Genomic DNA, 22,423 nt, shown 5'->3' on the forward strand with positions numbered 1-22,423 from the left:
GCCACTTTCGGGACGCCTGATGTCCCGAAAGTGGCTTTCGCGACATGGCCACGCGCCGGTACCGAGAGCGTCAGGCCTTGGTGATCGGCTGCTGCAACTCGGTGGCCCACTTGTCCTCGTCGGCCGGGCAATCGACGTAGTACTCCCGCGCCGGGCCGCTCGCGCGGTAGCCGTGCGCGTCGACCCACTTCGCCAGCGCCTGGTAGCTGGAGAGCACCGTCTTCATCGAGCCGCGGTGCAGGATCGTCGCCGCTGCCGGGACTTCGGCGAGGCTCACCGTCGAGAATCCTTCGGTGCCGTTGGTTTCGGCCGTGATCGGGACGGCGGCGTGGATCAGCACTCGCTCCCCGTCGGGTTCGTCTTCGTAGTAGGCGATCAGGGGTCCCGACGGGGTGATCCCGCCGAGCGCCGGGAACAGTTCCTCGTACAGCCGCTGCACGACCGGCCCGATCTCCTCGTTGACGTATCCGCTCGCCGTCCCGGTCAGTTCGGCGACACGCACCGCGGGCAGGCTTTTGACGACGACGTCTTCGGAAGGCATGCGTCCCTCGCTTTCGATCGACAGGAGCCTCGCCTCGACGGCCTTGAGCCGGGTCTCGTCGGCCGCGATGGCCGCTTCGAGTTCGGCCCGCCGCAGCCGCAGCATCCCGCGTAACTCGTCCACGCCGATCTCCGCGTCGAGGATCTCCTGCACCTGGGTGAGGGTGAAGCCGAGATCCTTGAGCGCGATCACCCGGTTGAGCCTGGCCAACTGCTCACCGGCATAGGACCGGTAGCCGCTGAACGGGTCGACGTGGGCGGGCCGCAGCAGGCCGATGCCGTCGTAGTGACGCAGCATGCGGACCGACACCCGGCCGTGCTTGGCGAAATCTCCGATACTGAACATGATGTCTCCCAGCGGACAGCCTGACACGGTGTCACAGTCAAGCGGTCATCGCACGATCCGGAAGAACGACCGCACCTCCTCAGTGAAGACGCCGGGCTGTTCGAAGGCCGCGAAATGCCCGCCCCGCTCCAGTTCGTTCCAGTACCGGATGTCGGTGAATCGGCGCTCGGCCCAGCGGCGGGACGGGCGCGGGGTCTCGCGCGGGAAGATCGAACAGCCCGTTGGCACGGCGATCGTGTCCACAGTGGACTCGGAGAACCAGCTCGACACCTCGGCGAAACTCTCCCAGTACAACCGGGCGGACGAGGCGCCGGTGCCGGTCAGCCAGTAGAGCGTGATGTCGTCGAGCATCGCGTCCCGGCTCAGCGCGTTCTCCGGATGGCCACCACAATCCGTCCAAGCCTGGAACTTCTCGACGATCCACGCGCACAGCGCCACCGGCGAGTCGGCCAGCGCGTAGCCGATCGTTTGCGGCCTCGTCGCCTGTTGGATCGCGTAGCCGGACCCGTCCTCTTTCGCGCGTTCGAGGTCGTCGAGTGACCTTCGTTCGGATTCGGTGAGGTCGTCGAACGTCGCCGGGTCCGGCGCCGCCAGCGGAGGGTTGAGGTGGATTCCGGCCAGGCGCTCGGGAGCCGTCCGCCCCATGAGCGTGGTGATGCTGGTACCCCAATCACCGCCTTGAGCGCCGTAACGCTCGTAGCCCAGGCCGTCCATGAGGCGGATCCACGCGTCGGCGACGCGCTGGATCGACCAGCCTGTTCGCGTGGGTTTGTCACTGAAGCCGTAGCCGGGCAGGGACGGGACGACGACGTGGAACGCGTCCGCCGCGTCGCCTCCGTACGCGACCGGATCGGTGAGCGGGCCGAGCACGTCGAGGAACTCGAAGACCGAACCCGGCCAGCCGTGCGTGAGGATCAGCGGCAGCGCGCCGGGATGCGGGGAGCGGGCGTGCAGGTAGTGGATGCCGAGCCCGTCGATCTCGGTCCGGAACTGGGGAATCGCGTTGAGCCGGGACTCCGCGGCACGCCAGTCGTAGGTCTCCGCCCAGTGCGAACACAGTTCTCGCAGGTAGGCGGCGGGCACCCCTTGCGACCAGTCGTCGACGGTCTCGTCCTCGGGCCAGCGGGTGCGGCGGAGCCGGGCGCGGAGGTCTTCGAGATCGGCCTCCGGGACCTGGACTCGGAAGGGTGTCGTGTCCATGGCGGCCGACGGTAACGAGGGGGCCCGACAATTCGTGGACTTCCGGCCGGGCCGGTGCTATAACCAAACTACATACTGTATACAATCTGCCGTGAGCGGGGTGGACCCATGCCCGATCCTCGAATCCTGCGAGATCACTACGGACGCCGGTATCGCGTCGGTGAAAGCGATGTGGAGCTGCTCGGCAAGCCCCGGTCGTGGATGGCGTGGCTCAGCTGGGCCGCGATGTTCGCCGCCGGGATCCAGCAGTACGGCTTCGGCGCCGTGGCGCCGGTCCTGATGACCACCTACGGCTGGACGTTCCCCGAAGTGGTCGTGTCCTTCGCGCTTTGGACGGTGTGCCAGGCGTGCGCGGTGTACCCCACCGCATGGCTGCGCGAGCGCGGGATGTTCCCGCCCGCGGTGACGGTGATCGCCGGTGGGGTGCTCTGTTCCACCGGGATGTTCACCTTGGGACACGCGAACAATCTGGTCGCGATGTTCATCGGGTACTCCGTGCTCGGCGGGATCGGGACCGGCGTCGTCTACGCGACCTGCGTCGGCACGGTGATGAACTGGTTCCCCGACCGTGTCCCGGCGCGGGTGGGCGCCGTCAGCGGCGCGTTCGCCTACGGCAGCGTGCTTTTCGTGCTGGCGGCCGGGTTCTGGCTGTCGGAGGGCAATCGCGGGCCGCTTCTGGACGTCGTCGCGGTCGCCGTGCTGATGATGATCGCGGGCACCGCGGCCCTGCTGCGTGATCCGCCGCGCCGCTGGTGGCCGGAACGGCCGGACCCGCGCGAGTGGGCGGCCGACAAGGTGCGCAACCGCGGGGTCGCGGTGAACCGGCCCGCCCTTCGCGAGTACCGGCCTGGTGAGGTGCTCCGCTGTCCCGCGGCGCTGGCGATGTACCTCATTGTCGTGCTCGCCGCCGCGGTCCTGCTCTTCGACGTCGCCTATCTCGCGACTTTCGTTGCGGCGCAAGGAGGTGGGCCGGTGCTCGCCGCCGTCGCGCTCGCGGTGCTCGCCGGGGTGACCGGCGCCGGGCGGGTCCTGCTCGGCAGGCTCTCGGACCGGCTCGGCCGCCGTCGCATCCTGCGGTTGGCACTGGCGACGGGCGGGATCGCCCAGTTCGTCCTGCTCTACTCGGGTGATCACGCGGTGGGGCTCATCGCAGGCGCCGCGCTGGCGGGGCTCGGGAACGGAAGCTGCTACTCGCTGCTGGTGTCACTGGTCCGCGACTACTTCGGCGAGGAATCGGCCCTGCAGAACTTCGGGGTCTTGTACAGCGCCAAGGCCGTCGGGGCGCTGTTCGGCGTCGGCCTCGCCGCGTTCGTCGTCTCCACGCACGGCTATCTCGGCGCGTTCGCGGTGGCGGGGGCGCTCAGTGTTCTCGGTGCACTGTTGGGCGGACGGCTTTCCCAGCCTGGACGGCCGAAATCGCTGCTGCCGGTGGTCCGCTGATGGGTCGCGTGACGAGCAGCGGCGGGTGTTCCGCGTCGGCGAAGGGGTTTCCAGGTCCGCGAAGGACATTCACTCGATCCGCTACTGCGCCGGTGCGACCGCCGACGGCTTCAACACCTACAACGTGCTGGACGTCGTCCTCGCCGACGGCGTCGACCCGCCCGACGCCTCGCTGGAGCGCAATTTCTACACGACGTCCTCGTGCGGGCTGTGCGGGAAAGCGAGCCTCGATGCCGTGCGGACCACCGCGACCTGGCCGGTGGACGGCGACGACTTGGCGATCACACCGTCCACAGTGGCCGAACTCCCGGACCGGCTCCGCACGGCACAGCTGGTCTTCGACCGCACTGGCGGGCTCCACGCGGCAGGGCTGTTCAGCGCGGCGGGGGAGCTGTTGTGCCTGCGGGAGGACGTCGGCAGGCACAACGCCGTCGACAAGGTGGTCGGCTGGGCGGCGCGCGACGGAAGGCTGCCGCTGTCCGGGACGGTGCTGATGGTCAGCGGGCGGGCGTCGTTCGAACTGGTGCAGAAGGCGGTCATGGCCGGGATCCCGCTGCTGGCGGCGGTCTCCGCGCCGTCTTCGCTGGCGGTGGACCTCGCCGCGGAGATGGGACTGACGCTGGTGGGGTTCCTGCGGGGCACGTCGATGAACGTCTACAGCCGTCCGGACCGCCTCGGACTGTCCTGACTTCCCACCTCCTTACGGCCCTGGACACCGGAGTCTTCAAAGAGTAATTGTATGTCTACCTCATACGGTATGCAATCTACAGTCTGCCGCGACCAGGAGTTTGGCGCAGGGGACGCGGCGGGCGGAGCAGATCGGAAACGAGCGCACGGATCAGAGAGGTCCGGCGTGCGACCAGAGGAGTTGAACGATGACGCCAACGACCGGCACCGCCGCGGGGGACACCACGGCGAGGGCCACCACCAACGGTTCCGAACCCGCCCCGGACCTGATCTCCGGCGGCCACCTGGTGGCCAAGGCGCTCAAAGCCGAGGGCGTCGACACGATCTTCACCTTGTGCGGCGGTCACATCATCGACATCTACGACGGCTGCGTCGACGAGGGCATCGAGGTCATCGACGTCCGGCACGAACAGGTGGCGGCCCACGCGGCCGACGGCTACGCGCGGATCACCGGCCGTCCCGGCTGCGCGGTCGTCACCGCCGGACCGGGGACGACGGACGCCGTGACCGGGGTCGCGAACGCCTTGCGCGCGGAGAGCCCGATGCTGCTCATCGGCGGGCAAGGCGCGCTGACCCAGCACAAGATGGGCTCATTGCAGGATCTCCCGCACGTCGACATGATGGCGCCGATCACCAAGTTCTCCGCGACCGTCACGGACACCTCGCGCGTGGCGGACCTGGTCTCCATGGCCTTCCGCGAGTGCTATCACGGTGCGCCCGGACCGTCCTTTTTGGAGATTCCCCGCGACGTCCTCGACGCGAAGGTCCCGGTGGACAAGGCACGGGTCCCGTCTGCGGGCCGCTACCGGGCATCCACCCGGAACGCGGGCGACCCGGCCGACATCGAGAAGCTCGCGGACCTCCTCGTCCACGCGAAGAAGCCGGCCATCCTGCTGGGCAGCCAAGTGTGGACGACGCGTGCCACCGCGCCGGCGACCGACCTGGTGCGCAGGCTGAACATTCCCGCGTACATGAACGGCGCCGGCCGCGGCACGCTGCCACCCGGCGACCCGCACCACTTCCAGCTCTCCCGCCGGTACGCCTTCGACAACGCCGACGTGATCGTCATCGTCGGCACCCCGTTCGACTTCCGCATGGGCTACGGCAAACGGCTTTCCCCGGATGCGACCGTAGTGCAGATCGACCTCGACTACCGCACCGTCGGGAAGAACCGGGACGTCGACCTCGGCATCGTCGGCGACGCGGGCCAGGTGCTCGCCGCGGTCGCGGACGCGGCCACCGGCAAGGTCGACAACGGCGCCGTCGCACGGAAGGTCTGGCTGGAGGAACTGCAGGGCGTCGAAGACAAGGCGAAGCAGAAACGCCTGCCGCTGCAACATTCCGACGCCAGCCCGATCCATCCATACCGGCTGGTGCACGAGATCAACGAGTTCCTCACCGAGGATTCGCTGTACATCGGCGACGGCGGCGACATCGTCACCTTCTCCGGGCAGGTCGTCCAGCCGAAGGCGCCGGGGCATTGGATGGACCCGGGCCCGCTCGGGACGCTCGGCGTCGGGATCCCGTTCGTCCTCGCCGCGAAGCACGCACGTCCGGAGAAGGAGGTCGTCGCTCTCTTCGGTGATGGCGCGTTCAGCCTGACCGGCTGGGACTTCGAAACCCTGGTGCGCTTCGATCTCCCGTTCGTCGGGATCGTCGGGAACAACTCGTCGATGAACCAGATCCGTTACGGGCAGGCCGCGAAGTACGGCCTCGGCAGGGAACGGGTCGGCAACACGCTCGGCGACGTCCCGTACGACGAGTTCGCCAGGATGCTCGGCGGGCACGGCGAGGCTGTGCGCGACCCCGCGGACATCGGACCGGCGCTGCTGCGCGCCCGCGAGTCCGGAAAGCCTTCGCTCATCAACGTTTGGATCGACCCGGACGTGTACGCGCCCGGAACCATGAACCAGACCATGTACAAGTAGCCGGGAGGGATCATCGATGGGAAAGGCACTCGACGGCGTCCGTGTCCTCGACATGACACACGTCCAATCAGGACCTTCGTCCACGCAGATCCTGGCCTGGCTCGGCGCGGACGTGATCAAGCTGGAGACACCCGGCCGCGGCGACATCACCCGCGGCCAGCTCCGGGATCTGCCGGGGGTGGACAGCCTCTATTTCACGATGCTCAACGCCAACAAACGCAGCATCACCCTGAACATGAAGAGCGAGCAGGGAAAGAAGGTCTTCGAACAGCTCGTGTCCAGTGTGGACGTCCTGGTGGAGAACTTCGGGCCCGGGGTGGTCGACCGGTTCGGCTACCCCTGGGAACGGCTCGCGGAACTGAACCCGCGGCTGATCTACGCCTCCATCAAGGGGTTCGGCCCAGGACGGTACGCGGATTTCAAGGCCTACGAGGTGATCGCGCAGGCGATGGGCGGCGCGATGAGCACCACCGGATTCGAGGACGGCCCGCCGACCGCGACCGGGGCGCAGATCGGCGACTCGGGGACCGGGATCCATCTGGTCGCCGCGATCCTGGCGGCGTTGTACCAGCGGACCAACTCCGGCCGTGGGCAGCGGGTCCAGGTCGCGATGCAGGACGCGGTGCTCAACCTCTGCCGTGTCAAACTCCGTGACCAGCAGCGCCTCGCGCACGGCCCGCTCAACGAGTACCCGAACGACGTCTTCGGCGACGAGGTCCCGCGTTCAGGCAACGCGTCCGGCGGCGGGCAGCCGGGCTGGGCGGTGAAATGCGCGCCGGGCGGGCCGAACGACTACATCTACGTGATCATCCAGCCGGTCGGCTGGGTGCCCATCACCGCACTGATCGGAAAACCCGAACTGGCCGAAGATCCGGACTGGTCGACCCCGGAAGCACGTCTGTCCAAACTGGACAAGGCGTTCGGGATGATCGAAGAGTGGACCGAGAAGCACAGCAAATGGGAGGTGATGGAGGCGCTCAACGCCCACAACATCCCCTGCGGCCCGATCCTGTCCACCCGTGAGCTCGCCGAAGACGCCACGCTGGCCGAACTGGGCACGGTCGTCGAAGTCGAGCACCCCGAACGCGGCGCCTTCAAGACCGTCGGCTGCCCGCTGAAGCTGTCGGATTCACCGGTCGAGGTCGAACGTTCGCCCCTGCTCGGCGAGCACAACGCCGAGGTGTTCGGCGAACTCGGTTACGGCGCGGACGACCTGGACCGGCTGCGCGCGGCCGGCGTGATCTGAGGGAGAGACCGCATGGCAGGCAAAGAGATCGTCGAGAAGATCCTCGAAAAGGTCGCCGCCGAGGGCAGGGCGTCACTGACCGCGCCGGAAGGCCATGAGGTATGCGAGGCCTACGGGATCCCGACTCCACAGGAACGGCTCGCGACGACCGCCGAGGAAGCCGTCGCTCAAGCAGGCGAGATCGGTCTTCCGGTCGTGTTGAAGATCGTTTCCCCGGACATCCTCCACAAAACGGAGGCGGGCGGGGTGCTCGTCGGTTTGGAGACGGCGGACGCGGTGGCGGAAGGGTTCCGGACCATCGTCGCCAACGCCAAGGCGTACGACTCCGGCGCGGCGATCGCCGGTGTCCAGGTGCAGCAGATGCTCACCGGCGGGCAAGAGGTGATCGTCGGCGCCACCACAGATCCCACGTTCGGCAAGATCGTCGCGTTCGGGCTCGGCGGGGTGCTGGTCGAGGTGCTCAAGGACGTCACGTTCCGGCTGGCGCCACTGGACCGTGACCAGGCGTTCTCGATGATCGACGGGATCGCGGCCGCCGAGATCCTGCGCGGTGTGCGCGGTGCGGAACCGGTGAGCAGGGACGCGCTGGCCGACGTACTCACGCGAGTCGGCGCCCTGGTCACCGATTTCCCGCAACTGGCCGAAGTCGACCTCAACCCCGTGCTGGCCACGCCCGGCGGCGCCACCGCGGTCGACGTCCGGATCCTGGTCGACCCCGAGGCCGCGCGCGAGCCGGTGCGGTTCAGCCAGGAGGAGATCCTGGCGTCGATGACCCGGATCATGAAACCGGCTTCGATCGCCGTCATCGGCGCTTCCGCCGAAGCGGGCAAGATCGGCAACTCGGTGATGAAGAACCTCGTCAACGGCGGGTTCGCGGGCGAGATCCACCCGATCAACCCCAAAGCGGCCGAAATCCTCGACCGCAAGGCGTATCCGAGCATCTGCGACGTCCCGGGTGACGTCGACGTCGCGGTGTTCGCCATCCCCGCCAAGTTTGTCCCCGCCGTACTGGAAGAGGCAGGCCGGAAAGGGGTGGCCGGGGCGATCCTGATCCCGTCCGGTTTCGGCGAGACCGGGAACATCGAACTCCAGGACCAGGTCGTCGCCATCGCGAGGGAACACGGCGTCCGAATCCTCGGGCCGAACATCTACGGCTATTACTACACGCCTGAGAATCTCTCCGCGACCTTCTGCACGCCGTACAACGTCAAGGGCGGGGTCGCGCTTTCCTCGCAGAGCGGCGGTATCGGGATGGCGATCCTGGGGTTCAGCCGGTCGGCGAAAATGGGCGTGTCCGCGATCGTCGGAGTGGGCAACAAGGCCGATATCGACGAGGACGATCTGCTCACCTTCTTCGAACAAGATGAAAACACCGACCTCATCGCCATGCACCTGGAAGATCTGAAAGACGGGCGATCCTTCGCGGAAACGGCGAAACGGGTGTCGGCGCGGAAACCGGTCGTCGTGCTCAAAGCGGGCCGGACCTCACAAGGCGCGAAAGCGGCGAGTTCGCATACCGGAGCACTTGCCGGGGACGACAAGGTCTACGACGACATCCTGCGCCAGAGCGGGGTCATCCGGGCACCCGGCCTCAACGACCTGCTCGAGTACGCGCGTGGCATTCCGCTGCTGCCGACGCCGAAGGGCGAGAACGTCGTCATCATCACCGGCGCGGGCGGATCCGGTGTCCTGCTTTCCGACGCGTGTGTGGACAACGGGCTGAACCTGATGGAGATCCCGCCCGATCTCGACACGTCTTTCCGGAAATTCATCCCGCCGTTCGGCGCGGCCGGAAATCCGGTGGACATCACCGGCGGCGAGCCGCCTCCCACCTACCGGAACACGATCGCACTCGGTTTGGCGGACGAGCGAATCCATGCCTTGATCCTCGGCTATTGGCATACTATCGTCACCCCGCCGATGATCTTCGCGGAACTAGTTTCGGAAGTCGTAGCCGAATATCGCGCGAAGGGGATCCATAAGCCCGTCGTCGCCTCGCTGGCAGGCGACGTCGAGGTCGAAGAGGCCAGCGACTTTCTGTACGAGCACGGCGTCGTGGCTTATCCGTACACGACGGAGAAACCGGTGGCCGTGCTCGGCGCGAAGTACCGCTGGGCACGTTCGGCGGGACTGCTCGGCTGAATTCCGGCGCCGCGGGGAGGGTCGTCCGGGCCTTTCCCGCGGCATTCCGGCCCCAACAGACCCAAGGAGAATGACAATGACGTCATCGACCGCGGCTCGACCACCCGGAACGTATCAAGAAGTCATCGATTCGAACGGCCGGATCTACCGGGTCGGCGAGACCGACCGCGACATCATGGGCCGTCCACGATGGACGATGGTGATCCTGCCCTGGATCGCCATGATGGCCATCAGTTCCTCGGAATACGCGTTCACGTCGGCGGAGGAAACGCTGGCGGCGGCGCACGGCTGGCACGGCGCGACCATCTTCTGGCTGCTCGGGGTCTGGGTGTTCTTCCAGGCGATCGTGGCCTTCCCGGCGGGGAAGATGCGGGAGAACGGCAAACTGCCCGCCAAAGCGGCGATGCTGCTGGGTGCGGTGGGCACCCTGCTCGCCTACCTTTCCCTCGCCTACGCGCCCAGCGAGATCTGGGCATATCTCGGGTTCGGCTTCTTCGGCGGTGGCGGGGCGGGCCTGGTCTACGCGACCTGCGTCAACATGGTGGGAAAGTGGTACCCGGAGCGGAGGGGCGGCAAGACCGGGTTCGTCAATGGCGGCTTCGCCTACGGTTCGGTGCCCTTCATCTTCCTTTTCACCTCCTATATGGACCTTTCCAACTTTTCGGGCGTCCTGCTCGTGGTCGGCGTCTTCCTGGCGGCGGTGGTCGCGGTGAGCGGTTTCTACTTCCAGGACCCGCCGAAGAACTGGTGGCCGTCGCACGTCGACCCGCTGAAGGTGTCCGACGATCCGCGGATCCGCCGGTCACTGCTGAAGAATCCGCCCGCGGTGAAGCAGTACACGCCCCGGGAAGCGCTCCGCACCAGGATGTTGCCGCTGATGTGGTTCTGCCTGCTGTGCACGGCCGGGGTCAACATCTTCGGTATCGCGATGCAGGTCCCGTTCGGCAACGAGATGGGTTTCGCGGGCGGGATCGTCGCGCTGGCGATGAGCCTGAAGGCGATCATCAACGGCACCGGCCGCGGCGTGATCGGCTGGATCTCCGACCGGTACGGACGGCGGCAGACGTTGTTCATGGTCTGCGTGGTGCTCGGCCTCGCGCAGGTCGCGGTGTACCTGTCCGGCTCGATCGGCAGCATGCCGCTGTTCCTGCTCGCCTCGATGATCTCCGGTTTCGGCGGCGGCGCGATCTTCCCGCTGTTCGCGGCGATGACGGCGGACTTCTACGGCGAGAACAACAACGCCAGCAACTACGGCCTGGTCTACAGCTCGAAACTGATCTCGGGCCTGGTCGGCTCCGGTGTCGGCGCGATGGTCGTGGTGGCGTGGGGCTATGGCGGCGCGTTCGTCCTCGCGGGCGGAACGAGCCTGTTCGCGGCCGCGCTCAGTCTGTTCCTGCGCCAGCCTGGGCGTTCGCGTACTCGGACTCCGCGGCGTGAGCAGGAGTTGAAGCCGGTTTAGTGTCGCGTGATCAGACGGCGATCACGCGTGACTGGACGGAGATCTCGCGTGATCAGACGGAGATCACGCGTGATTGGACGGATAACACACCCGCAGCCGGATTCCGCCGAGTGTCCTCCGCCCGATCACGCGAGATCTCCGCCCGATCACGCGAGATCGCCGTCCGTGGAACGAAACCCAACGTCAAGCAAGCACGATCACGCGACACTAGGCTTCCTTCGGGCGTTCGTGGAAGGCCTGCCGGGTGCGCTCGGTGTGCTGGTTCATGATCCGCTCGGCGGTGGTGGCGTCGCCGTCGGCGATGGCCTTGATCAGTTCCTCGTGTTCCTGCCAGGAATCGTGGCTACGGGGACGGGCGATCGGCGTGTAGTACCAGCGGACCCGGCGATCGACCATGCCGATCATCTCGGCGAGGACGGTGTTCCCGGACAGTTCGGTGATGAACGTGTGGAGCGCGGCGTTGGCCGAGACGAGACCTTCGGTGTCGTCGGCGGCCAACGCCTCCAACCCGGTCTTCTGCAGTTCCCACAACCGTTCGATGTCTTCATCGCCGGCTTTGTCGGCGGCCAGCCGGGCGGAGTGGGCCTCCAGCACCGTGCGCACGCTGAGCAGCTGATCGGCCTCTTCGTCGGTGGGCATGTGCACGAAGGCGCCCTGTGCGGGGCGGAGGTCGACCCAGCCTTCGCTTTGCAGTCGCTGCAAGGCTTCGCGGACAGGCTGCCTGCTCACACCCAGGTACTCGGCGAGGTCCGCCTCGACCAGGTGCTGGCCGGGTTCCAGGGTCCGGTTGATGATCAGTTCGGCGAGCGCTTCGTAGACGACCTGGCGCAACGGCGCCGGCCGCTCGACCCGTTTGGCCGTGGCCGAGCTGAGCGTGCCCTTGGTGCGGCGGCCGGTGGGGCCGCGGTCGGGCAGGGGCGAAACGGGCTGGCTCACAGGACCTCCGGATGTCTCGACCGGTTCAGGATACAGGTTTTGGTATGCAAAATCCCGACAATCCCCGCTTCGCTCCGCAATTCGTCCTCTGGTTGCGATGGTTGCGCGTGCAGTGGCAGAACACCTTCGCCATCACCATGGCGGGACGGGGTTTCGACGCGCGGATCTCGACGGAGTTCGCGAACTCGCTGCCGGACAGCGTGTGTCTACTGTGGAAACTGCATCGAGGTCTGCCCGACCGGGGCGCTCGGCTTCAAACGCGAGTACGACAAACGTGAGGACGGCACCTGGGACGAATCCCGGCAGGCCGCCACGACCACCGTCTGCACTTTCTGCGGGGTCGGCTGCAACCTCACCCTGCACGTCCAGGACAACGAGATCGTCAAGGTCACTTCTCCGCACGAGTGCCCGGTGGCCCACGGGAACCTCTGCATCAAGGGCCGCTTCGGCTGGCAGCACGTCCAGAACCGCTGACCGTCCCGGTGGGGCTGAAGGGGACTTTCCCCGCATGCGATGCGAGGAAAGCGCCCTTCGCCGCTCACGCTGGCCCGCCATCGATCGCCCCGCCGGTATACCGCCCGTTGACCGATGGCAGGTCAGCGGGCTATTCTCGATATACGAAAGAAAGTTTCCGCATAGCGAAATTGCTGAGGTTTCGATGGTTGATCTTGCCGGTTCGCGTCATGCGCTGCCGTATGTGCTGAACCTGTCGATGGTCTTCACCGAGTTGCCGCTGCTCGACCGGGCGGAGGCGGCGCGGGCGGCGGGCTTCACCGCGGTCGAGTACTGGTGGCCGTTCGAGACGGCGGTACCGGACGCCGCCGAGGCGGACGCGTTCGTCGCGTCGGTCGAGAAGGCGGGCGTCGCGGTGACCGGGCTGAACTTCTTCCCCGGCGACATGGCGGGCGGTGATCGCGGTCTGGTCACCTGGCCTGGGCGCGAGGACGAGTTCGCCGCCGGTATCGCCTCCGCGATCGAGCTCGGCGAGCGCCTCGGCTGCCGCCGGTTCAACGCGCTCTACGGCAACCGGATCGACGGTGCCGACCCGGCCGGGCAGGACAAGCTCGGGCTGGCGAACCTGGCGCTCGCCTCGGACGCGGCCGCGCGGATCGACGCGGAGATCGTCCTGGAACCGTTGTCGGGGGCGGAGAAGTATCCGCTCAAGACGGCGGGTGACGTACTGAAGGTGCTCGACGAACTCGGGCGGGACAACGTGAAGCTGCTGGCCGACCTGTATCACCTGGCGGTCAACGGTGACGACCTCGACACGGTCACGACCGTCCACACCGGACGGATCGGCCATGTGCAGATCGCCGATGCCCCAGGGCGGCACCAGCCGGGGACCGGAACGCTGGACATCGAGGGATACCTGGACAAGCTGCAGACGGCGGGCTACCGCGGGCAGGTCGGCGTGGAGTACAAACCCGACGGGCCGAGCGCGGATTCGCTGTCGTGGCTGCCTTTCGAACGAAGGGGACTGGCATGACCAAGCTGGGATTCATCGGCCTGGGGATCATGGGCGGGCCGATGGCGGGACATCTCGCCGCCGCCGGCCACGAGGTGAGCGGATTCGACACGAACGCGGACGCGCTCGCGAGGCTGGAAGCCGCGGGCGGCCGGGCGGCGAACGGGGTGACGGACGCCGTCGCCGGCGCGGAAGTCGTCATCACGATGCTGCCGAACCACCCGCAGGTCGAGGCCGTCGTGCTGGCGGCGGGCGGGGTGCTGGAGGTGGCGAAACCGGGCACCCTGCTGATCGACATGAGCACGATCCGGCCGGAGACCTCCATCGAGGTGGCCGAGCGGGCCGGTGAGCGGGAGATCCGCGTGCTGGATGCGCCGGTTTCGGGTGGTCAGGCGGGCGCGGAGCAGGCTTCACTGTCCATTATGGCCGGTGGGGACGCCGAGGATTTCGCGACCGCGCTCCCGATACTGGAGGCCGTCGGCAAGACGATCGTCCACGTCGGGCCGCACGGCGCCGGTCAGGTCGTCAAGGCCGCGAACCAGCTGGTGGTCGGCGGGACCTACGGACTGATCGCCGAGGCGATCGTGCTGCTCGAAGCGTCCGGCGTGGACGCCGGGGTCGGGCTGGACGTCCTCGCGGGCGGGCTGGCGGGCAGCCGGATCCTCGAACTCAAGCGGAAGTCCATGGTGGCGCGGGAATTCGCGCCGGGCTTCCGGATCGAGCTGCACCACAAGGACATGGGCATCGCGCTGGCCGCCGCCAGGCAGGCCGACGTCGCGCTGCCGATCACCGGGCTGGTCGCCCAGCTCGTCGCCGCCGGACGGGCGATGGGTCACGGCTCGCTCGATCACTCCGCCCTGCTGAAGGTCGTCGAAGCGCTGTCCGGCGCGGAAAGCAAGGAGTGAGGAATGCCCAGAATCCCCGCCATGCAGGCCGTCGTCGACGTCCTGGTCAGTGAAGGCGTCGACACCGCGTTCGGCTGTCCCGGCGCTGCGATCCTGCCGCTCTACCACGCGATGCAGGACAGCGGCATCGAGCATCTGATCGTGCGCCACGAAGAGGGTGCGACCCATATGGCCGACGGCTGGGCGCGGACCACCGGCAATGTCGGCGTCGCGATCGGAACTTCGGGGCCTGCCGGGACCAACATGATCACCGGGCTCTACACCGCGCAGGCCGATTCGATCCCGATCATCTGCATCACCGGGCAGGCCGACTCCCGGAAGCTGCACACCGAGGCGTTCCAGGCCGTCGACATCGTCGAGATCGCCAAGCCGGTCACGAAGTGGGCGGTGCAGGTCAAGGAAGCGGCGCAGCTGCCTTGGGTGTTCCGCGAGGCGTTCCGGATCGCGCGGTCCGGTCGCCCCGGCCCGGTGCTGATCGACCTGCCCATCGACGTCCAGCGGCAGGAGATCGAATGGGACTCCAGCATCGATTCGCCGCTGCCGGTCATCGTCGCGACGCCGTCGCCCGCCAGGGTCGAGCGGGCGCTCGATCTGCTGCTGGCCGCCGAACGACCGCTGATCCTCGCGGGCGGCGGAGTGGTGCTCGGTGACGCGAGCGACCGGCTGCGGACCGCGGCCGAACTGCTCGGCGTGCCGGTCGGCGTGACGCTGATGGGCAAGGGGACCTTCCCCGAGGACCACGAGCTTTTCGCCGGGATGGCGGGCATCCAGACGTCGCAGCGATGGGCGAACGCGGCCTTTCTCGAAGCGGATCTGGTGCTGGCGCTCGGCGCGCGGTTCGGTGACCGGCACACCGGCGACCTCGACGTCTACCGCGGCGACCGGAAGTTCATCCACGTCGACATCGAGCCGACGCAGCTGGGCAAGGTGTTCGGGCCGGACCTCGGGATCGTGTCGGACACGGGTGCGTTCCTCGATGCGCTGATCGAGGCGGCATCGAAGCGATCAGTGAAGCCGGACCTCGGGTGGGCTCACCGGATCGGTGCGTTGAAGGAGAGCCTGCCGCGGCGGGAGGACTTCGAGGACACGCCGATCAAGGCGCCGCGGGTGTTCAAGGAGATCAACGAGTTCTACGGCGAGGACGCCTACTTCGTCACCGCGATCGGGCTGTACCAGATCTGGTCCGGGCAGTTCCAGCGCGCGCATAAGCCACGCCACTACCAGGTGTGCGGCCAGGCTGGCCCGCTCGGCTGGGAGATCCCGGCGGCGATCGGTGTCAAGAAGGCCAAGCCGGAGGCCGAAGTCGTCGGCGTCGTCGGTGACTACTCGTTCCAGTTCCTGGTGGAGGAACTGGCGGTGGCCGCGCAATACGACGTCGGGTTCGTGCTGATCATGCTCAACAACGAGTACCTCGGGCTCATCCGGCAGGCCGAGACCGGCTACGAGATGAACTTCGAGGTCGACATCCACTACGACAAGAACGGCACGGACAACGTCAAGGTCATGGAGGCCTACGGCTGCGCCGGGACCCGCGTCACCGAGCCGGGCGAGATCCGGGCGTCGCTGGAGTGGGCGCGCAAGGAGGCCGAGCGGACCTCGCGGCCGGTGCTGGTGGAGATCATGATCGAACGCGAAGGGAACGCTGCGATGGGCAAGGCACTCGACAGCGTCGTCGAGTTCGAGCCGATCGCGGGCTGAGGAAGTGAGATGAACGGGGCTTTCATCGCGAAAAATGAGATGAAAGCCCCGTTCATCTCATCCGGTGCAGGACACTAGGCCTTAAACTGGTCGTTGCTCAGCCACTTCTCCGGCCGGACCCGGACCAGCACGGAGTTGTCGCTGAGCGCGCCGTCGACGTACTTCGTGCCCTCGTCCGCGGGCAGGTAGCGGTGCGCGATCTTCAGCGCCTGCTCACGAGTCGGCGGCTGGTCGTTGGCGATGACCGGACCCTCGGCCGTCACGTACTTGTACGGGACGGTCTCCGCCTGCGCGACCAGGCTGAGCCTGCCCGCCTTCTTGATCGCCTTGTCCTTGACCGAACCGCCGTCCATCCAGATCAGGAGTTCCCCGCCGGGCTCGTAGTCGTACCAGACCGGTACGGCCAGCGGGGCCCGTCCTTCCCGCTCCACGGCCAGGACCCCGATGTGGACCTCGCTCAGGAAGGCTTCCCGTTCCTCGGCGGTCATGACGAAAGACGACATCCGTGTCTCGCTTCTCTTCGGTTGGTGATCTACGAGAAGCGGTAACGCGGGCCAGGTTCAGGACATTCCGGGCGGGATCAGGGTGCCGGGGAGGCGGAGCTGGTCGGGGTCGCCTCACCGGTGTTCCCCGCCGGGGTGGAAGAAGGCGGCGGAGTGGTCGTGGTGCTGGACGGCGGAGGCGTCGACGACGGCGGAGTGCTCGAAGGAGGCGTCGACGAGGGCGGCGTCGAAGAAGGCGGCGTGCTGGTCGGCTTCGAGGGCGACGTGCTGCTCGGCGGCTTGCTGCTGCTCGGCGGGAACGACGTGCCGGGCAACGGGTTCGGCGGCGGCGTGGTCGTGCCGGGCGGGGGAGTGCCGGGCAGGGTCGGCACCGGGACCTGGCCACCGGGCACGCCGGCGGTGACGTCCGGCGAGTCGGGGGCGCCGACCGGGACCTGGCTGTCCGGGAACGTCGCGACACCGCCGCGGTAGGCGACCGCCCACCGGATCACGGTGTCCACATAGGACAACGAGTGGTTGTAGCGGTACACGGCCACGCGCTGGGTCTGCTCGGAGGTCAGGTCGACGCCGCCGGAGCAGAGGTAGCGGCCCGAACCCAGCGTCGCGTCGTAGATGTTGTTCGGGTTGGACTCGCCGTCGCCGTTGCCGTCGGAGGCGTAGCCCTTCCAGGTCGACGGGATGAACTGGGTCGGGCCGACGGCGCGATCCCAGACCGTGTCGCCGTCGTACTTCCCGCCGTCGGTGTCCGGGATGGCCGCGAACGGACCGGCGCCGTTGAGCTGCGGGCCGCGGATCGGTTCGAGGGTGTCGCCCTTGGCGTCGACGTAACCGCCGCGTGCGTGATTCGATTCGATCCGGCCGATACTCGCGATCAACTCCCAGTCGATGTGACAGCCGGGCAGTTCCTTCGCGAGGATGTCCGCCGCGTTGCGGTAGGCCTTCATCATGCTGGCGGGGATGCCGAGCGCGCCCGAAGGCGCGAACGAGCCGCCGACGTTGCCCGTGCCGCCGGGGACGGTCAGCGGGTCCGGGTTGGGTGGTTCGGGGAGGCTTCCGTCGACGGCGATCTCCGGGACGCTGCCGGCTGGCGGTTGCCAAGGCGCGGCCTGATTCTGCGGCGCGGCGGTGTCCTTCGCCGCGGCGATCGGAGTATCGGGACCCGCCGAAGCGGTGACCGCGGGCAGGACGGCGAGCGCGCCACCGGCGAGCGCGAAGGCCGTCCGGTGCCGGGCGGACAACCTGTCCGTCTGTCGAGGGCGGTGCTTCGGCATGTTTCTCTCCCGCAAGGTCGACTCCGCGCAAAACTATCCGATACAACCGAATTTCGGGGAAGACGCAACGAAAAACCTGCGAAGCCGCCTGGATTTCGTCCTCCTGGCACAAGACCTTCGTAGTGAAGTTGTCAATTTCACGCTGAGTTCACCGAAACGCCAGCAGAATCCTCTGCCACTCTGCGGGACTGGTCTGAACCGCGTGCAAAGAAATCTTTGCACAATCTCCTTTGCACGCGGTACCTTGGTGTCATGACCGGTCCGCCGCCACCCGAGGAGATCACCGACGCCGCCGTGCTGAAGGCGGTGATGCATCCGTTGCGCAGGCGGATCATGGAGTCGCTGGGCCGGGGGCCCGCGACGGCGACGAAGCTGGCCAAGGAACTGGGGGAGAGTTCGGGCGCGACCAGCTATCACCTGCGAGAACTGGCGAAGTACGACTTCATCGACGAGGCACCGGAACTCGCGCACGGCAAGGAACGCTGGTGGCGGGCCCGGGCACGCGACATCCGCTGGCCCAGGCACAGCGAGCAGAACGACGAGATGCGCGCGGTGTTCGACGAAGCGCACCGTGCCGCGTTCACCGAAGACCTCGAGCAGATGGCGAGGTTCCTCGAAAAGCGCGGCGAACTGGGCGACTGGGGTGACGCGTTCGTGTTCTCGCGCGGCGCGGTGCACGTGGACCTCGCGGAACTGAAGCAGTTCTGGGAGGAGTACCTGGACCTGCTGCGCCGCTACTGGCGGCCGGAACCCGCTCCCGGCGCACGGAAAGTGGTCGTGCGCTGGGTGGCGTTCCCGGATCCGGAAGGGGATGAGGAAAAGGGGGACTGAGCACTGCCAGGTGGGAGAGCGGCCACTCGACCACCCGGGATCGCGTCAGCACGCCGGACGGCGTGTCTTCACGGACAACTCCACACAAAGGGGGAGCAGCATGCTGCTCTGGAAGAGAATCGCGGCCATCGGCGCCGCGATGAGCCTGCTCGCGGCGGGGACCGCGACGGCCGCGCAACCGCCGGATGGAGCATCCCGAGCGGATGCCACCATTCGCTACACCGAGTACGGCATCCCGCACATCGTCGCGAACGACTACGTGAACCTGGGCTTCGGACAGGGGTACGCCGCGGCCAAGGACAACGTCTGCGCCATCGCCGACGTCGCGGTCACCACGCGGGCCGAGCGTTCGCGCTGGCTCGGACCGGACGCCCCGCCGACGAGCGGGGTGAGTCAGGCGAGTACGAACCTCGCCAGCGACCTGTACTTCCAAGGGATCAACGACAGCGGCCTCATCGAGCGGCTGGCCGCGGAACCGGCGCCACGCGGGCCGTACCGCGAGGTCCGCGAACTGATCCGCGGTTACGTCGAAGGCGTCAACAAGTACCTGCGCACCGGTGAGATCACCGACCCGGCCTGCCGCGGCGCCGGCTGGCTGAAGCCGATCACCGAACTCGACGTCTACCGGCACAGCCACGCGGTCGGGATGATCTTCGGCCAGGGCGGGGTGGCGGACTCGATCGCCGCGTCGCTGCCAGGCGCCCCACCGGCGGGTTCCGGCCGGGAGCAGATGCTCGGGGAGACCGGGGTCGGCAGCAACGCGATCGCGATCGGCTCGGCCGCTTCGGCGACCGGGCGCGGTATCTCGCTGGCCAACCCGCATCTGCCGTGGCAGCTGAGCGGAACCAGGCTGTGGCAGTCGCAGGTGAGCCTGCCGGGCAAGCTGAACGTCAGCGGCGCGGGTATCCCCGGCATCCCGCTGATGTGGCTGGGGCACAACGAAACCGCCGCTTGGAGCGGTACGGCGACGGACACGACGAGGACGTACACGCTGTTCGAGCTGAAGCTCGTGCCCGGTTCGCCGACGACCTACCTCGTCGACGGGAAGCCCGAGCGCATGCGGCGGCACGACGTGGCCGTGACGTCCCGCAAGGCGGACGGTTCGACGGAACGCGTCGTTCGTCCACAGTGGACTACCCGGTACGGGCCGGTGACGACCCGGCTCGGTGAACGGGAGTTGCCGTGGACGGCGTCGAGCGCCTTCGCGATCGCGGACGCCAACGCCGGGAACCTGTCGATGGTGAACTCGATGTTCGAGATCGCGCGCGGCCGCACGGCGGGGGAGATGATCGATTCGGTTCGCAGGACCCAGGGCCTGCCGTGGATGAACATCATCGCCACCGACGACCGAGGCCGGGTGGAGTACAGCCAGATCCACGGTGTCCCGCATGTCACCGACGAGAAGGCGGCGCGGTGCAACACTCCGCTTGGCAAGGAATTGTTCGCCGCGAACGGGGTCGCCGTACTCGACGGTTCCAGGACGGCCTGCGCGTGGGGTCGCGACCGTGACGCGCTGCGGTCCGGCGTCTTCGGCCCGTCCAGTCTGCCGAGCCTGAAACGGGACGACTACCTCGCGAACTCGAACGACAGCCATTGGCTTTTCAACCCCGCCGAGCCGCTGACCGGATTCCCCCGGATCGTCGGGCCGGTGCGCACCGAGCAGAACATGCGGACAAGGGCCGGTTTCGTCGAGATCGCCGACCAGTTGGCGAAGGGCGGGTTCACCGGGCAGGCCATGCGGGACCTCATGTTCTCGCACCGCGATCACGCCGCCGAACTGGCGCTGCCCGACGTCGTCGCGATGTGCCGGACGATTCCGGGACAGGACGCCGCCTGCGCCGCGTTGGCGGGCTGGGACGGGCGTTCGGACGCCGAAAGCCGGGGCGCGCTGCTCTTCGACCGGTTCTGGTCCAGAGTGGACCGAAGGGAATCCGGTGTGTGGAAGGTTCCGTTCGACGTCAAGGATCCCGTCCACACGCCGAACACCCTCGACACCGGGAACGCGGGTATCCGGAAGGCGCTCACCGACGCGGTCGCGGAGTTGACCGCGGCGAAGATCCCGCTCGACGCGCCCTACGGCAACAACCACTATGTCGTGCGCAACGGCGAGAAGATCCCGCTCGGCGGCGGGACCGCCGGACGCGGTGTCTACAACTCCCTTGGCGGGCCTTGGGATCCGGCGCACGGTTACACCGAGATCGTGCACGGCGGGACGTACCTGCACGTCGTGGCGTTCAACGGTACGGGCTGCCCGGACACGACGACATTGGTCACCTATTCGCAGTCCGCGAACCCGAAGTCCGCGCACCACAGCGACCAGACCGAGTTGTACTCGCGTAAGCAGTGGGTCACCGAACGGTACTGCGAGAAGGACATCCTCGCATCGCCGTCGCTCGAGGTGGTCCGGGTGAGCAGGCGATGATCGCGGCACTGTTCGCGGCCACGGTGCTGGCGGTGTCGTCACCGGTGCCCACCGCCGCTCCGGACGGCGACGTGTCGTTCACCAGCCACGGAGCGACCTTGCACGGAACGGTGGTCGCGCCGGAAGGCGGCGGGGCCGCACCGGGGATCGTGATGGTGCACGGCTCGGGCACGCAAGTCCGGGACGAGTACCGTGCTGAGGCCGAGGCTTTCGCCAAAGCGGGGATCGCGACGCTGATCTACGACAAGCGGACCGAAGGCTATTCGAAGTTCGAACGGGACTACTCGGTTCTGGCCGACGACGCCCTCGCCGCGGTCCAGGCGCTGCGTTCGCGTCCGGGCGTGGATCCGGCCCGGGTCGGGGTCTGGGGTTTGAGTGAAGGGGGCTGGGTCGCGCCGTTGGCGGCGTCGAAGTCGAAAGACGTCGCTTTCGCGGTCACGGTCGGGGCCAACGGCGTCTCTCCCGACCGTCAGCAGTCGTGGGCCTTCGAGACCTACCTGCGGCACGGCGGGGTCACCGGTTCGATGGTGGACATGGTGGCGTCGACGAACATGCGGACCCTCGCGGGCGCCGGCGTGTTCCCCGAGGCAGGGTACGACCCGGTGCCGGTGCTGGAGAAGGTGCGGCAGCCGGTGCTCGGGCTGTGGGGTGAACTGGACCGGCTGACCCCACCCGGCGAGGCCGTCCGGATCTTCCGGGAAACGCTGGAACGCACCGGGAACCGGCAGTACACGTTGAAGGTGTTCCCGCAGGCCCAGCACGGACTCCGGCGGACCACGGACGGCTTCGACAAGCTCGACGGTTACGCTCCCGGCTATCTCGACCTGGTCGGGACCTGGGTGAACGGCTTAAAGGACGGGCCTGTCCAGCCATCCGCGGATCCGCCGCCGCGGCAGGAGAGCGAGAGCGTCGCGCTGGCTCCGCTGGCCTGGTACGAGGCGCCGTGGTTGCAGATCGGCGTATGGGCATTGGCGTTGCTGGCGTTCGCGGCCTATCCGGTGACGGCGTTGTTCCGCCGCCGCAAGAGCGTGCCGCTCGCCCGGCCCGCACGCTGGCTGGCGTCGACCGGTTTGGCTGCCACAGCCGGATTCCTCGCCTATTATGTCGCGCTGACGATGGGCGCGGCGATGGCGCCGGGGCCTGTCCTTTTCGGACGGACGTTGCCGTGGCTCGCGTTGCAGCTGCTCGCCGTCGGCGTCGTCGTCTTCGGTGTGGTGACCGCGGTTTCGTGGTGGCGGCGCGAGGGCGGCGGGGGCGTCCGGGTCGGGCTACTGCTGGCCGGAGCCGTCCTGTTCGTTCCGTGGGCCATCCACTGGGGACTGCTCGTGCCGTGACGTGAGAGCCTGGGTGCCGGGCGGCCACCCGGCACCCAGGCGAACGGAAGCCGCGTCACCACGCCCGAGG

18 protein-coding genes are annotated in these 22,423 nt (G+C 67.8%); 13 read left to right on the plus strand and 5 right to left on the minus strand.

Annotated features, from left to right (window positions below; translation table 11 throughout):
• Positions 1 to 70 precede the first annotated feature (70 nt).
• A complete protein-coding gene (locus ACLARN_RS19925) occupies positions 71 to 886 on the minus strand; it encodes a MerR family transcriptional regulator (protein ID WP_409492927.1) in 816 nt (271 codons plus the stop codon).
• A 45-nt stretch (positions 887 to 931) separates the two neighbouring features.
• Positions 932 to 2,086, minus strand: coding sequence for an epoxide hydrolase family protein (locus ACLARN_RS19930; protein WP_409492928.1), 1,155 nt, complete (start codon positions 2,084 to 2,086; stop codon positions 932 to 934).
• Between the two features lie 108 nt (positions 2,087 to 2,194).
• Here ACLARN_RS19930 and ACLARN_RS19935 point away from each other — a divergent pair, with 108 nt between their 5' ends.
• The 6 genes from ACLARN_RS19935 (at position 2,195) to ACLARN_RS19960 (ending at position 10,988) form a co-directional block, all read left to right on the plus strand.
• Positions 2,195 to 3,526: an OFA family MFS transporter gene (locus tag ACLARN_RS19935; RefSeq protein WP_409492929.1), complete on the plus strand. Its 1,332-nt coding sequence runs from the start codon at positions 2,195 to 2,197 to the stop codon at positions 3,524 to 3,526.
• The gene (gene fdhD, locus ACLARN_RS19940; RefSeq protein WP_409492930.1) at positions 3,459 to 4,214 is read left to right on the plus strand and encodes a formate dehydrogenase accessory sulfurtransferase FdhD; all 756 of its coding nucleotides are present in this window, start codon (positions 3,459 to 3,461) and stop codon (positions 4,212 to 4,214) included. Before ACLARN_RS19935 ends, fdhD begins: the two co-directional genes overlap by 68 nt.
• Before the next feature lie 187 nt (positions 4,215 to 4,401).
• The gene (locus tag ACLARN_RS19945) at positions 4,402 to 6,141 is read left to right on the plus strand and encodes a thiamine pyrophosphate-binding protein (RefSeq protein WP_409492931.1); all 1,740 of its coding nucleotides are present in this window, start codon (positions 4,402 to 4,404) and stop codon (positions 6,139 to 6,141) included.
• A 16-nt stretch (positions 6,142 to 6,157) separates the two neighbouring features.
• The gene (frc, locus tag ACLARN_RS19950; RefSeq protein WP_409492932.1) at positions 6,158 to 7,387 is read left to right on the plus strand and encodes a formyl-CoA transferase; all 1,230 of its coding nucleotides are present in this window, start codon (positions 6,158 to 6,160) and stop codon (positions 7,385 to 7,387) included.
• 12 nt (positions 7,388 to 7,399) lie between these two features.
• On the plus strand, positions 7,400 to 9,529 hold the full coding sequence (locus tag ACLARN_RS19955; RefSeq protein ID WP_409492933.1) for an acetate--CoA ligase family protein: 2,130 nt from the start codon (positions 7,400 to 7,402) through the stop codon (positions 9,527 to 9,529).
• A 76-nt stretch (positions 9,530 to 9,605) separates the two neighbouring features.
• Positions 9,606 to 10,988, plus strand: a complete 1,383-nt coding sequence (locus tag ACLARN_RS19960) for an OFA family MFS transporter (RefSeq protein WP_409492934.1) — start codon at positions 9,606 to 9,608, stop codon at positions 10,986 to 10,988.
• A 207-nt stretch (positions 10,989 to 11,195) separates the two neighbouring features.
• Here the strand turns inward: ACLARN_RS19960 and ACLARN_RS19965 are convergent, their stop codons facing one another.
• Positions 11,196 to 11,924, minus strand: a complete 729-nt coding sequence (locus tag ACLARN_RS19965; protein ID WP_409492935.1) for a GntR family transcriptional regulator — start codon at positions 11,922 to 11,924, stop codon at positions 11,196 to 11,198.
• Between the two features lie 39 nt (positions 11,925 to 11,963).
• On the opposite strand from ACLARN_RS19965, the gene ACLARN_RS19970 reads away from it, so the two are divergent.
• The 4 genes from ACLARN_RS19970 (at position 11,964) to gcl (ending at position 15,992) form a co-directional block, all read left to right on the plus strand.
• On the plus strand, positions 11,964 to 12,398 hold the full coding sequence (locus tag ACLARN_RS19970; protein ID WP_409492936.1) for a 4Fe-4S binding protein: 435 nt from the start codon (positions 11,964 to 11,966) through the stop codon (positions 12,396 to 12,398).
• Positions 12,399 to 12,582: 184 nt separating this feature from the next.
• A complete protein-coding gene (locus tag ACLARN_RS19975; RefSeq protein WP_409492937.1) occupies positions 12,583 to 13,410 on the plus strand; it encodes a hydroxypyruvate isomerase family protein in 828 nt (275 codons plus the stop codon).
• Positions 13,407 to 14,294: an NAD(P)-dependent oxidoreductase gene (locus ACLARN_RS19980; protein WP_409492938.1), complete on the plus strand. Its 888-nt coding sequence runs from the start codon at positions 13,407 to 13,409 to the stop codon at positions 14,292 to 14,294. The genes ACLARN_RS19975 and ACLARN_RS19980 overlap by 4 nt, the downstream gene beginning before the upstream one ends.
• A 3-nt stretch (positions 14,295 to 14,297) precedes the next feature.
• The gene (gene gcl / locus ACLARN_RS19985; RefSeq protein WP_409492939.1) at positions 14,298 to 15,992 is read left to right on the plus strand and encodes a glyoxylate carboligase; all 1,695 of its coding nucleotides are present in this window, start codon (positions 14,298 to 14,300) and stop codon (positions 15,990 to 15,992) included.
• A gap of 74 nt (positions 15,993 to 16,066) precedes the next feature.
• On the opposite strand, the gene ACLARN_RS19990 is transcribed toward gcl, so the two are convergent.
• Together ACLARN_RS19990 and ACLARN_RS19995 are read right to left on the minus strand one after the other, a co-directional pair.
• Positions 16,067 to 16,495 carry a pyridoxamine 5'-phosphate oxidase gene (locus ACLARN_RS19990; protein WP_409492940.1) on the minus strand — a complete coding sequence of 143 codons (429 nt, stop codon included), beginning with the start codon at positions 16,493 to 16,495 and terminating at the stop codon, positions 16,067 to 16,069.
• Between the two features lie 77 nt (positions 16,496 to 16,572).
• Positions 16,573 to 17,766 carry a lytic transglycosylase domain-containing protein gene (locus ACLARN_RS19995; protein ID WP_409492941.1) on the minus strand — a complete coding sequence of 398 codons (1,194 nt, stop codon included), beginning with the start codon at positions 17,764 to 17,766 and terminating at the stop codon, positions 16,573 to 16,575.
• Positions 17,767 to 18,018: 252 nt separating this feature from the next.
• On the opposite strand from ACLARN_RS19995, the gene ACLARN_RS20000 reads away from it, so the two are divergent.
• The 3 genes from ACLARN_RS20000 to ACLARN_RS20010 all read left to right on the plus strand — a co-directional run bounded on the left by ACLARN_RS20000 (position 18,019) and on the right by ACLARN_RS20010 (position 22,353).
• Positions 18,019 to 18,597, plus strand: coding sequence for an ArsR/SmtB family transcription factor (locus ACLARN_RS20000; protein ID WP_409492942.1), 579 nt, complete (start codon positions 18,019 to 18,021; stop codon positions 18,595 to 18,597).
• A gap of 100 nt (positions 18,598 to 18,697) precedes the next feature.
• Positions 18,698 to 21,019, plus strand: a complete 2,322-nt coding sequence (locus tag ACLARN_RS20005; protein ID WP_409492943.1) for a penicillin acylase family protein — start codon at positions 18,698 to 18,700, stop codon at positions 21,017 to 21,019.
• Positions 21,016 to 22,353 carry an alpha/beta hydrolase family protein gene (locus ACLARN_RS20010; protein WP_409492944.1) on the plus strand — a complete coding sequence of 446 codons (1,338 nt, stop codon included), beginning with the start codon at positions 21,016 to 21,018 and terminating at the stop codon, positions 22,351 to 22,353. The genes ACLARN_RS20005 and ACLARN_RS20010 overlap by 4 nt, the downstream gene beginning before the upstream one ends.
• Positions 22,354 to 22,423: the final 70 nt, after the last annotated feature.

Origin of the sequence: Amycolatopsis sp. cmx-11-12 (genome assembly GCF_046269425.1) — a bacterium.
Taxonomy (GTDB): Bacteria; Actinomycetota; Actinomycetes; order Mycobacteriales; family Pseudonocardiaceae; genus Amycolatopsis.